General features: G+C 61.9%; 9 protein-coding genes. 5 read left to right on the top strand and 4 right to left on the bottom strand.

The features are described 5' to 3' along the window. Nucleotides 1-19: 19 nt before the first annotated feature. The 3 genes from glgB to Q9235_RS24160 form a co-directional block, all read right to left on the bottom strand. Complete coding sequence (gene glgB, locus Q9235_RS24170; protein ID WP_306224346.1) at nucleotides 20-2,215, bottom strand: 1,4-alpha-glucan branching protein GlgB; 2,196 nt, start codon at nucleotides 2,213-2,215, stop codon at nucleotides 20-22. Further along, complete coding sequence (gene treS, locus Q9235_RS24165; RefSeq protein WP_422678401.1) at nucleotides 2,208-5,435, bottom strand: maltose alpha-D-glucosyltransferase; 3,228 nt, start codon at nucleotides 5,433-5,435, stop codon at nucleotides 2,208-2,210. The genes glgB and treS overlap by 8 nt, the downstream gene beginning before the upstream one ends. 86 nt (nucleotides 5,436-5,521) lie before the next feature. Then, complete coding sequence (locus tag Q9235_RS24160) at nucleotides 5,522-8,734, bottom strand: maltotransferase domain-containing protein (protein WP_306224344.1); 3,213 nt, start codon at nucleotides 8,732-8,734, stop codon at nucleotides 5,522-5,524. A gap of 166 nt (nucleotides 8,735-8,900) precedes the next feature. Here Q9235_RS24160 and Q9235_RS24155 point away from each other — a divergent pair, with 166 nt between their 5' ends. From Q9235_RS24155 to Q9235_RS24135, 5 genes are all read left to right on the top strand, one after another. After that, a complete protein-coding gene (locus tag Q9235_RS24155) occupies nucleotides 8,901-9,104 on the top strand; it encodes a DUF3606 domain-containing protein (protein ID WP_306224343.1) in 204 nt (67 codons plus the stop codon). Continuing rightward, entirely contained in the window at nucleotides 9,101-9,316 is a 216-nt protein-coding gene (locus tag Q9235_RS24150; RefSeq protein WP_306224342.1) for a hypothetical protein, read from the top strand. The genes Q9235_RS24155 and Q9235_RS24150 overlap by 4 nt, the downstream gene beginning before the upstream one ends. Then, a complete protein-coding gene (locus tag Q9235_RS24145; protein ID WP_306224341.1) occupies nucleotides 9,297-9,503 on the top strand; it encodes a hypothetical protein in 207 nt (68 codons plus the stop codon). Before Q9235_RS24150 ends, Q9235_RS24145 begins: the two co-directional genes overlap by 20 nt. Before the next feature lie 138 nt (nucleotides 9,504-9,641). After that, entirely contained in the window at nucleotides 9,642-9,866 is a 225-nt protein-coding gene (locus Q9235_RS24140) for a hypothetical protein (protein ID WP_306224340.1), read from the top strand. Nucleotides 9,867-10,223: 357 nt separating this feature from the next. Further along, nucleotides 10,224-10,829 (top strand): Clp protease/crotonase-like domain-containing protein, encoded by a 606-nt coding sequence (locus Q9235_RS24135; RefSeq protein WP_306224339.1) that lies wholly within the window; start codon nucleotides 10,224-10,226, stop codon nucleotides 10,827-10,829. Nucleotides 10,830-11,574: 745 nt separating this feature from the next. Here Q9235_RS24135 and Q9235_RS24130 read toward each other — a convergent pair. Beyond that, nucleotides 11,575-11,910 (bottom strand): antibiotic biosynthesis monooxygenase family protein, encoded by a 336-nt coding sequence (locus tag Q9235_RS24130; protein WP_306224338.1) that lies wholly within the window; start codon nucleotides 11,908-11,910, stop codon nucleotides 11,575-11,577. Nucleotides 11,911-12,042: the final 132 nt, after the last annotated feature.

The raw sequence follows: 12,042 nt of genomic DNA, 5'->3' as shown, positions 1-12,042 counted from the left end.
GCCCTTGGATCGGCGTCGATCACTCGCCGGCGTCGTGAACGAGAATGACCGCGGCCAGCGGCGGCAGGACGAGTTCCATGGAGGCTACTTCGCCCCCGAACGGAATGTCCTGGGCGTCGATGTTTCCGCCGTTCCCGACCCCGGACCCGCCATACTCCCCGGCGTCGCTGTTGAGAACCTCTCGCCAACGGCCGCCATGGGGCGTTCCGATGCGATAATGCCGGCGGGGGAGAGGCGTCATGTTGATCGCGACGAGGACAGAGCGGCTGCCCGGCACGCTGCGGATGAAAGCGTAGACGCTGTTCTCGGAATCGTCCTGCACCGCCCATCGGAAACCGGCCGGCTCCGCGTCGTTCGCATGCAAAGCCGGAAGCTCCCGATAAATCCGGTTGAGGTCCGCGACGAGCCTCTGGACGCCGCGATGGCGCAGATCGGCCAGAAGATCCCAATCGATCTCGCCATCATGGTTCCATTCCCGGCGCTGCGCGATCTCGCCCCCCATGAACAGCAACTTCTTGCCGGGATGGGTCCACATGAATGACAGATACGCCCGAAGCCCTGCGAATCTCTGCCAGTCGTCACCAGGCATTTTGTCGAGCAGCGAGCCTTTTCCGTGGACCACCTCGTCATGGGATAGGGGCAGCACGAAGCGTTCGGAAAAGGCGTAGACAAGGCCGAAGGTCATCTCGTGGTGGTGATGACGCCGATGAATCGGATCGCGCTCCACGTAATGGAGCGTATCGTGCATCCAGCCCATGTTCCATTTGAACGCGAATCCAAGACCGCCTTCGGAGATAGCCCGCGTCACGCCAGGCCAGGCGGTCGATTCCTCGGCGATGACGATCGCACCAGGCTGGCGCTCGGTGATCACGGCGTTGAGGTGCCGGAGGAAGTCGACCGCCTCGAGGTTTTCCCGGCCTCCGTATCTGTTGGGCACCCACTCGCCGGGCTGGCGGCTATAGTCGCGGTAGAGCATGGATGCCACCGCATCGACCCGCAGGCCGTCGACATGGAAATGTTCGAGCCAGTAGAGGGCGCTGGCGATCAAGAAATTCGCGACTTCCCGCCGGCCGAAATTGTAGATCAGCGTGTTCCAGTCCTTGTGGAACCCCTCGCGCGGATCCTCGTGTTCGTAGAGCGCAGTGCCGTCGAAGCGGGCGAGGCCGTGGGCGTCCGAGGGGAAGTGCGCCGGGACCCAGTCGACGATCACGCCGATGCCCTCGGCATGACAGGCATCGACGAAGATCGCGAAATCCTCCGGTTCGCCGAAGCGTCGCGTCGGGGCGAACTGGCCCAGGGGCTGGTAGCCCCAAGAGCCTGAGAAGGGATGCTCAGCGATGGGCAACAATTCCACATGCGTGAAGCCCATCGCCTTGGCGTAGGGCACGAGCCTGTCTGCTAGGCCTCGCCAGTCGAGCATCCCGCCATCCGCGTCGCGGACCCAGGAACCGGCGTGGAGTTCGTAGACCGAGATGGGGGCCGACACGGCCTGCCGCTCCCCGCGCTGCGCCATCCAGGCACTGTCGCTCCATACATGCGACGGGTTGCGGGGGATGATGGACGCGGTGCCGGGGGGCAATTCGGCTGCGCGCGCGACGGGGTCGGCCTTTTGGGGCAAAAGCCGGCTGTCCCGGTCGACGATCTCGTATTTGTAAAGCTCCCCATGAGTGAGGCGCGGTACGAACAGCTCCCAAACCCCGCTTTCGCCACGACGACGCATCATATGTCGACGCCCGTCCCAGGCGTTGAATTGTCCAACGACCGATACGCGAGCGGCATTCGGCGCCCAGACGGCGAAGCGGACACCTGGCACCCCGTCCCGCTCGTCGAGATTGGCGCCAAGCGCCCGCGCCAGCTCGAAATGGCGACCCTCGCCGATGAGATGGAGATCAAGGTCGCCGAGCAGGGGACCGAACCCGTACGGGTCCTCGGTGACCTGCTCGCCGCCCGGCCAGGATATCCTCAGCCGGTACGATCCGGCCTCGATATCGCCGACGAACAGGCCGACCGGCTCCGCGGCGCGCAACCGAACCGTTCCCGCTCCTGTTTCGACCGCGACCGAGTTCGCACCCGGAACGAAGACACGCAGAAAGCGTCCCCGGGGGCCTTGATGGGGGCCGAGGATGGCGAAGGGATCTTGCAGTCGCCCGCTCTGCAAAGCTCCCGCGGTCGCGCCGTCGAGCGAGGGGACGCGATCGACCGATGCCTCATTCATCCTGATTTCCAGTCTCTATGGCTGCGCGTCCTAGCGTTTCCCGCAGGCGTTCGATGAGCGACGTCAGCCCAGCAAGAGGCACCGCAAGCCAATCAGGGCGGTTGGCGGCCTCGTAAGTGATTTCGTACGCGGCCTTTTCGATCATGAAGAGATCAAGCAGCTCATGCTCCCCCTCCGACAACGGGCCGGAGACCGCCTCGCGATAAGCCTGCAGCAATGCGGCCGGCATCGCCTCGCGAAAGGCCGAAGACATCCGCTCGTACCGCTCGTCCTGCCCTGAGGCGGCACCTTGGCGGCGCCCAGCCGCCAAGGCGTAATCTAGCGAGCGCAGGATGCCGGCCACGTCGCGCCAGCCGCTGTCCTTCGCCCGTCGCTCGGCCAGGGGCTGCGCCGGCTCGCCCTCGAAATCGATGATCATCACGTCCCCGCTCGACACGAGGACCTGGCCGAGATGAAAATCACCGTGCACGCGATGGAGCAGCGCACCCGCGCCGACCTCGCAGGATCTCTCCACGAACGCGAGCAGGTCGTCGCGCGCCGCCAAGACGGTTTCCGCCAAGGCGCGGTCAGGCTCCGGCAGGGAGTCAAGGCGAAGTGCGAGGTTGTCACACGCCGCTTCCACCCGACCGCTTACGCGATCCAGCCAACGCGAGACCTGGTCGGCATCAGCGCGGACAGGGCTGAAAGCTTCGTCCTCGCTCGGCTGCGCCAACACGACGTGCATTTCGCCGAGGCGCTGCCCTAAGGTCCGCGCGAAGGCCTCGTAAGGGGTCAGAAGCTCTCCCAGGTCGGCGTCCTCGCGGGACATCTCATCCAGGACGCGATGGATCAAGGACGCCGTCCATTCCCAGGCGTCGCCTTCGCCCGGAATGTAGGCCTGGACGACGACTATCGACTCCTCTTCCCCTTCCGAGGGGCGATGCACGATCTCGCCCAGCAGCGTCGGGGCGTTCGGGAAGCCGCGCTCGGTCAGCGCGCGCGACATTTCCGCCTCGGGATGGCGACCCGGCGCCAGCCGCCGGAACAGCTTCAGCATCAGCTTGTGATCGACGATCACCGACGAATTGGATTGCTCGGCGGAAAGCCAGCGGATCGGATCCTCGGGCAACAGGGCGATTTCGTCGAAGCGGTCCGTCGGCCGGAAGACGATCTCGCCCGCACTCGTCCTCACCGACGAGCCGTGCTTCAGCAGCGAAAGAAGCTCCTGGATGAAGCCAGGGAGGGTGAACGCATCGGTCAGGAAACCGGTGCGGCGCCCGCGCCGGACGCGCGCCAGGGCGAGCTGTTGGGGGAGAGCGGTCGCGACTTCGTCGTCCCAGCCGATGCCGATGGGAAGCAGGTATCGCTCGCTGCCCTTCCCATTCACGGCCTCGATCGCGACCAGCGCGATCTCGCGTCCCGCGCCCAACCGGGCGGTGTAGGCGATGGACGCGCTTTCCAGTTTCTGGTCCTTGGCCGCGAACCAGCGACGCTTGACCAGATAGGGGGGCAGGATGTTGGTCTCGAATTCCCGACGGTACTGCGGGGTGATCATCTCGTCGGGGCCCCCGCGAAGCACGAACGTCAGATAGTCCGGCATGGGTTCCGGAGCCTGGGTGTGCCACGAAGGGGCCTGCGCGTCCTTGGCCAGCACGAACCAATAGAAGCCATACGGCGGGAGGGTTAGCAGGTAGGTGAGCTGGCCGATGGCCGGGAAGATCGCGTTGCCCAGCATTTCGACGGGATAGCGACCCGCGAATTCTGCGAGGTCGAGTTCGAAAGCCTGCGCTGACCGCGAGAGGTTCGCGACGCACAGGATTGTCTCGCCGTCATATTCGCGCAAATAGGCGAAGGCTTTGCGGTTCATCGGATAGAGGAATCGCAGCGTCCCGCGCCCGAAGGCCTTGTGCTCCTTGCGCACCGCCAGGATACGACGCGTCCAGTTGAGCAGGGAATGGACGTCGCGCGTCTGGGCCTCGACGTTGACGGCATCGAAGCCGTAGAGCGGATCCATGATGGGAGGGAGGACGAGACTCGCCGGGTCCGCTTTCGAAAAACCGCCGTTGCGATCGGGCGACCACTGCATCGGCGTGCGTACGCCGTCGCGGTCACCAAGGAAAATGTTGTCGCCCATGCCGATCTCGTCGCCGTAATAGATCACAGGCGTGCCGGGCATCGAAAGCAGCAGGCTGTTCATCAACTCGATGCGACGGCGGTCACGCTCCAGCAGCGGCGCGAGTCTGCGGCGGATGCCGAGGTTTATCCGGGCGCGTCGGTCGGTGGCATAGGTGTTCCAGAGGTAGTCACGCTCCTTGTCCGTGACCATCTCAAGCGTCAGCTCATCATGGTTGCGAAGGAAGATCGCCCATTGGCAGCTTTCGGGAATGTCCGGCGTCTGGCGCATGATGTCGGTGATCGGGAAGCGGTCCTCCTGCGCGATCGCCATGTACATGCGCGGCATCAGGGGAAAGTGGAACGCCATGTGGCATTCGTCGCCCTCGCCGAAATAGGCTTGGGTATCCTCCGGCCACATGTTGGCTTCGGCGAGCAGCATCCGGTCCGAGTAGGTCCGGTCGAGTTCTGCGCGAATTTTCTTCAGGACCGCGTGGGTCTCCGGGAGGTTTTCGTTCGACGTCCCGTCCCGTTCGATGAGGTAGGGGATCGCATCGAGCCGCAGACCATCGACGCCCATCTCAAGCCAGAAATGCATGACGCCGAGCACAGCCTTCAGCACCGCGGGATTGTCGAAGTTCAGGTCGGGCTGGTGGGAGTAGAAGCGATGCCAGTAATACGCGCCTGCTGTGGCATCCCACGTCCAGTTCGAGCGCTCGGTATCGAGGAAGATGATGCGTGTGCCCGAATAGAGCTGGTCGTTGTCCGACCAGACATAGAAGTTCCGATGAGCAGATCCGGGTTTGGACAGCCGCGCCCGCTGGAACCATGGGTGCTGGTCGGAGGTGTGGTTGATGACGAGCTCGGTGACGACCCTCAAGCCCCGCTCATGGGCGGCCCTGATGAAACGCTTGACGTCGGCGACCGTACCGTAGTCGGGGTGCACCGCCTTGTAGGCCGAAATGTCGTAACCGTCGTCGAGGCGAGGCGAAGGGTAGAACGGGAGCAGCCACAGCACGTTGACGCCGAGGCTGACGATATAGTCCAGCTTGGAAAGAAGGCCGGCGAAATCCCCGATACCGTCTCCGTTTCCATCAAAGAACGACTTTACGTGGAGCTGGTAGATGATCGCGTCCTTGTACCATTGCGGGTCTCGGTCATGCGGTTGATGCGTAGCGGAGCGTTCGGACGGCTGTTCCGAAGGGAGGGGCGCGTTCACTGAACATCTCCCGTAAACGGCGAGATGCGCCAGATCGCAAAGGGCGAGACATGCGGATCAAGATGGATCGGCTGGTTTTTTCCCTGCCACGCGAAACGATGCCCCTGCATCAGATCCTCCACGGAAACCGACGCGTTATCGGGTAGGCCGAATTCCCAGAGCGGCACTTCGATTTGTGCCAATCGGGCGTTGTGTGGATCGAGATTGACCGCGACGAGGATGATCGCGTCGGCCTCCCCGGCCCGCTTACCAAAGTACAGGACGTCGTCGTTGAAGGCGTTGTAGAAGGTCAGGCCGAGATGGCTTTGCAGCGCAGGATGGTTGCGCCTGATCCGGTTGAGGGCGGTGATTTCCGCGATGATGTTGCCCGGACTTTGCCAGTCGCGCGGCTTGATCTCGTATTTCTCACTGTCGAGATATTCTTCCTTGCCGGGGATCGGCGCACTCTCGCAGAGCTCGAAGCCCGAATAGACGCCCCAGAGACCCGACAGCGTCGCCGCGAGCACGGCTCGGATGAGGAAACCCGGCCGTCCCGATGTATGCAGGAAGACGGGATTGATGTCGGGGGTGTTGACGAAGAAATGGGGACGGTAGACATCGCGCGCCGGCGCCTCGTTGAGTTCGGTGAGATACTCCGTGAGTTCGGCCTTTGTGTTCCGCCACGTGAAGTAGGTGTACGACTGGGAGAAGCCGACCTTGCCCAGTCGATACATCACCTTGGGCCGGGTGAAGGCCTCGGCGAGGAACAGAACCCGCGGATCACGAGCCCGGATGTCCGCGATCAACCATTGCCAGAACGGGAAAGGCTTAGTGTGGGGGTTGTCGACGCGAAAGATGCGTACGCCACGATCGACCCAGAATTGAACCGCATCACGCAAGGCGAGCCAAAGGTCGGGGATCGCGCCGGAGGCATAGAAGTCGACGTTGACGATATCCTGATACTTCTTCGGCGGGTTCTCGGCGTACCGCATCGAACCGTCCGGGCGCCAGTTAAACCAGTCCGGATGGTCGCGTAGCCACGGATGGTCGGGGGAGCACTGGATGGCGAAGTCGAGCGCGATCTCAAGACCGTGAGCCGCCGCTTCCTCAATCAGTCGTTCGAAATCTTCGAGAGTGCCGAGCAGTGGATGGATCGCGTCGTGGCCGCCTTCCGCCGAACCGATCGCGTAAGGGCTTCCCGGATCGTCCGGACCCGGCGTCAACGTGTTGTTTCGACCCTTGCGGTTCGTTCGCCCAATAGGATGGATGGGCGGGAAGTACAGTACGTCGAAGCCCATGTTCCGGATGGCCGGCAGCCGGCCGATGACGTCTTGAAACGTCCCGTGGCGGGCGGCGCTATCCGTGATCGATCGAGGAAACAACTCATACCAGCTCGCGAAGGTAGCGCCTTCGCGGTCGGCCTCGATCTCGTAGATCTGGCTGCTCCCCGTCGCATGGGGCCTAGGATCCGCCGCGGCCATGGCATGGGCAAGGTCGTCTGATAGGAGGACGTCAATGCATTCATCCTGGTCAGGGCCCAGACAGTTGACGTGCCTCTCGATCACCCCCCGCGCGTCGGATGCGGTTGAGCGAGCGAATTTTTCGAGAAGAAGTCGCCCCTCGTGGATTTCCAGCGCAAGATCCAGCCCCGCGTCGCGCTTCTTGGCGAAGTCGCGCCGAAACGTACCGAACTCGCTCCACCATGCCTCGACCGCAAACGCGTGCCGCCCCATGACGAGGATCGGGGATGTCGCCTGCCATCGGTCGTTCGAAAGATGCCGCATCGGGCGGCGCTCCCATTCGGCTCTCCCCGGGGGGCGCCAAAGCAGCTCGACCTCGATGACGTCGTGACCGTCGCCGAATATGTCCGCCGAGACTGCGACGAGGTCCCCGGCACTACGCTTCACCGGGAACCTTCCCTCGTCGGCGACGGGCGCCACGTTTTCGATAGCGATGCGCCCCGAGACGAGATCGTTCCGATCCGGAAGGGGTACCATGTCTGGCTTTGCGGACGCGGGCGGTCTCAAAACTGTGACACGGCCCGACGCCGGCGCGATCGCATCGATCTCCCGCTCGGTCCACGATGAAACGGAAAGTCTCGCGATGTACTGAGACGATCGGGAGGCAACGTACTCCACTAGGTCGCGGTTTATCTCGACCAGACTGGCGACCTTCCCAAAACGACGAAGGATGATGGTCGACCTTGAGTCCAACGAGAGCGGGCGCATCGAACGATTTGTCGTCCCGTTCTCGCCGAACGCCTCCGCCTGCTCATTCACCGATTGGATCGAGGCTTCCACGTTCAACGGTTGCGCTCGGGCGATCGAGTAGTCCTCGCTTTTCGCGGCTGCGAAAGAGGCATCCATGCCGTACTCGTAGCCCATCGGTAAGAGCCATCCGTCAGCAAGCAGCGCCGCGTCCGCCACTCGCCTTGCACTTTGTCTCGCGTCATCGACGGCGCCGCCCCGGGCAGGCAGCCGACTGGCGAAAGGGTCGGCGGGAAACCCGATCAAACGGCCGTTGCCCGCGATCGCATTGTACTCGTCGAAGAGCCAGGTTTCCGTACCGGTCCACCAAGACGTCGAAGACGGTACGAAATCGAAGACGCGACAAGCGTCGGCCTTCGCTTGCCAAGAGGCTTCAGGAAGCCACCCGAACGACTGGAAGCACGGGTCGTTGACCTTCGCGCCGCTAAGAATTCCGTCCCAGACTTCAAGCGGGATGGCCGAGGCATTGTGGCAGCGCACCCCGGAGACCCCAAGCGACTGCCAGTCCCCGAGCGCCCTTTGCCAAAAATGCGCAAAATCTGGATGAGTCACCGCGAAGAGCTGCTCGGACGTGTTGATCGTCCTTGGATCTAGAAATTGGCGCTCGGCCTGCCGGTACAATTCGGGGGCACAGGAAGCGAGTTTGCCGCCACCAGCGATGCGATCTAGTGAGAGGTCTATCCAAAGACGCATCCCTCGGGTGGCGCACTGTCTAGCCAACCGCTGCAGTGCTTCCTGGACTTGTACACCTCCAGCCACATCCAATTGCCGGGTTCCAAAAAGATCGGTCTCGGACCCAAAAGGCCACCCGAGCAGAAGGTGCGTAAAACCCAGCGCAGACGCGCGATCAACGGTGGCCGGCCACGAAGCGAAGTTTTCTAGCCACGGATGCAAGTAGTAAATTCGGGGGGGGCGCGACGAGCAACGGTGCGGATAAGGATCCATAGGCGCACCGGTTTTCATGGCGAGTTATTCCTCGAACCTTCAGTCGTTCGCACAGTCAACCGGCGCCGGTTAGCCTAGTTCCGTGTCCTCCGGTTTTGTAACGATCGTCGACCATGGTCAGCGAGGAAGGCACCTCGGAACTCGACGCGCTCCTGTCGATTGAAGTGTGAGACGGGAGAGACAGATGGCAGACGACAAGACAAATCGAGGTCCTCAGGACCGGTCGCGGATCAATCTGAGCGAGGACTACGAGGTTCGCTTTTGGACCGATAGGTTCGGGGTTTCGAAAGCTCAGCTTGAGGCCGCTGTGCGCGAGGTTGGCGCTTCTTCAGATGCGGTTGAGACCGAGCTTCGCCGGTCGACGCTCGCGGGCGGATCGAAGCAATGAGCACGGCAATCGAGATTCGCCGCGACGGCGACGAGTGGATCGTCGATGACGGCTCGGCTCGCCTTCTTTTGACCAAGCCCGGTGCCGGCATCGTCCAGGGCTGCGTCGACCAATGGGGCCATGAAAACCGCTTGCGTCCCGACGCAGCTCGATCCGTGTCGCTTGAACGGCCGGACGACGGAAGGGAGGGTCATGACGGAGAGGACGCATAGTTTCGAGGTTCTTGAAATCACCAAGCTTGTTGTCAGCCCGGACGGAGCGGATGGGGCTGTCATCGCTATGCATTGCGCCGGCGGCCAACGTGTGCAGCTAGTCCTGGCTCCCCAGCAGCTCGCTCAACTCGAAGGTCTGCTCGACCGCGCGAACTTAGAGCAAATGGAGCACCAGCAAATTCACTGAGGTCGCCGACGAAAGGGGGACTGCCGCCAACCCCTCCGCAGTGTTTTCGGCGCGACACTGAAGGGGCGGCGTACATCTTCGGAACGGTAGCGGCATGAATGAAGTTCTTCAGTGAATTGGCGCCGCTAGGAGCATTGAATGGATCCCTCCGAACCGATCACGAATGGTCGTGAGCTCGCGCTTCGCATGAATGCGGCTTTCCCCGGTCGCGACTGGATAGCGATGCTGATGGATTGCTCCGGTTGTCCTCGCGATTACGTCGAATGGCATCTCCAAGAGGAGATGGTTCCTCCAGAAGCGATACTGACGGCAGCAGGGCAGCTTCTTGCGCAGGCTGAGGTCGATCGCGACGGAGCGCTTTAGCCCGTTGTGCTCGATGTGCACGATGAGCACATTCGAGGATCTCGCCCAAGCGCTAAAGCGCTTCGAAGAGCTTTCGGTGCTGCCGAGGGCTCGGTCGAAGCAGGCGAACTCCGCGAGATTCGAGTAGCCTCAAGTCGTTTGATGGCCGGGTTGCAGCCCGGATTGCAGCGCGGACAGCCTGCCTCGCAACTGCCCCCTCCCAGCTAATCTGCCCTAGGGGCCCGATGCGGGCCGGTGCAACTGCTTGTTCGGCTTTTTGGCTTGCACACATGCCCGTCATCGGAGGGTTACTCAGGCGCATGGAACCGCCAAGCGGAGCGTCGAGTTTGCTCGCATTCATACAGCCAAGGTTGAACCATGAGCCTGCCATCGAACTCGAATGATGCCCAGTCCGATCTTTTCCGGCCGTTGCAGCCGCGTGATTTCTTGAACCCGCCGATCCTGCTGGCGGGGACCGTGGATAACGTCATGTACGCGTTCTTTCGCGACCGACTTATGACCTCGCCATTGGAAGGATTGGTCGTAATCGAACTCAGCACCCTGGGCGGCGACCCCGAGGTTGCGCGCATGATGGGAGAGGATATCCGATTCCACAGTGAGCAGGAGCCGAACCGGCGCTTCGTCTTGCTCGGAAAGGCTGCCATCTACTCCGCGGGTGCGACCTTCATGAGTTTCTTCGCCCGGCCAAACCGATACCTTACACGCGGCACCCGGCTTATGATCCACGAGCGGAAACTGCAGGCGAGCGTGATGCTGGATGGCCCGCTGACGGCGTGCATTGCCAATTTGAAAGCCAAGCTCAACGAGATCGAGCATTCGATCCAGATTCAGAACGAAGGTTTCGAAAACCTCATCGCAGGATCATCGGTGACCATGGAGCAGGTGCTGAAGCTTGCACCAGAAAACTGGTATATCGAAGCGAATGAAGCGCAAAGCCTCGGGCTTATTGAAGGCGTTATTTAATCCGACCGATCTATAGGCGTCGGGCCGTGAGCCGCAATGCTGCTGCCAGGAGACAGGCAGGTACAATAGCGTCGCTGTTCAAGCACCAGCGGACGTAGCCGGTTGATCGGCCCATTTCCCGAGCTAACATTGCGTCAGGCTCGTCACTCGGCAGAAAGGCCGCTAAAGCCACCCTCATTTGGTGCCCAGTAGGGGCCGTGAGCCCCAGTTCCGAATGACGATGGATAATCGAACGCGGGGTGGAACATAACTGGCTCCGCAGTTGGCGGATCGGAACGCGTCTAGCGAGCAAAAGGTTTCACCTCGCTAGATCCTGTCGCCCTCAGCAGGGAGAAGCGGGCGCCGTTAGTTGCAACCCGGGAGATACGGCGACGACAGCCTGCTGCATGTCTCGTTTTTTTTAGGTGGATCGGTTCACCTTTGTCGCCTGTGCAGCGTCTCCAATTGCAAAGCCCACTCGGCATAGGGCGTGTTCTTTACGAGATGGCGATTGAAGTCCGGCGCGCCATCAGTCCACCAAACAGGCCCGCGTTCACCGAGCTTCACCTTGGCGGAGTCGACACGCGAGCGAGCGGCTTCCAAATCGCCTTTGCCGCGCTTGGCATCTTTGACAGCTCGCCGAGCATCCATGAGCTCGGCGACAAGTTGATGTCGGCGCTCCTCCGGAAGCGCTGGATTGGTCGCGCGCCAGAGCCGGCCTCCAACCAAAAAATATCTGCCGTCCGATGTGGTGGGACAGGTGGACCTATCCGTCATGGCGAGCGTCGACTACCACCTCGAAATGCGTCACGAATTCCGGCTTGGAGAGCAGAAAGCGGTCGTCATCGGGATAGTAGCGGGCCGTCTTATAGTCCTCGCCAGAGAATGCTCTGATAGCCTCCTCGGATTCCCACCAGCTGAGCGTTTGAATCTCGGTGGTTCCGTCCGGAATATCCCGAAGCAGCATTTGGAAGCCCAGGCTGCCGGGCGTTCTTTTGTAGTCGTCGCCGCCTGTAGCCTGGACGTATGCGACATAGGCGTCGCGGTCCTGGGTTCGGATGCTGGATGCCCAACGCCTGAGTATCACTTCTTCGTCCCTCACGTTCCAGTTCGCTTAACGAACCGCTTGAAGAAGAGTTCGTTGAGGGAGAAGCACAGGCTAAAAAAGGCCGGCTTCCCAGAGGAGCCGACCAAGGAGAAGCTATGGCGCGACGCCAAAAGCCTCGAGGGGAAC

The organism is Bosea beijingensis, assembly GCF_030758975.1.
Classification (GTDB): domain Bacteria; phylum Pseudomonadota; class Alphaproteobacteria; order Rhizobiales; family Beijerinckiaceae; genus Allobosea; species Allobosea beijingensis.
The sequence above is the reverse complement of the archived record's forward strand: the minus strand, read 5'-3'. Positions and strand labels throughout refer to the sequence as shown.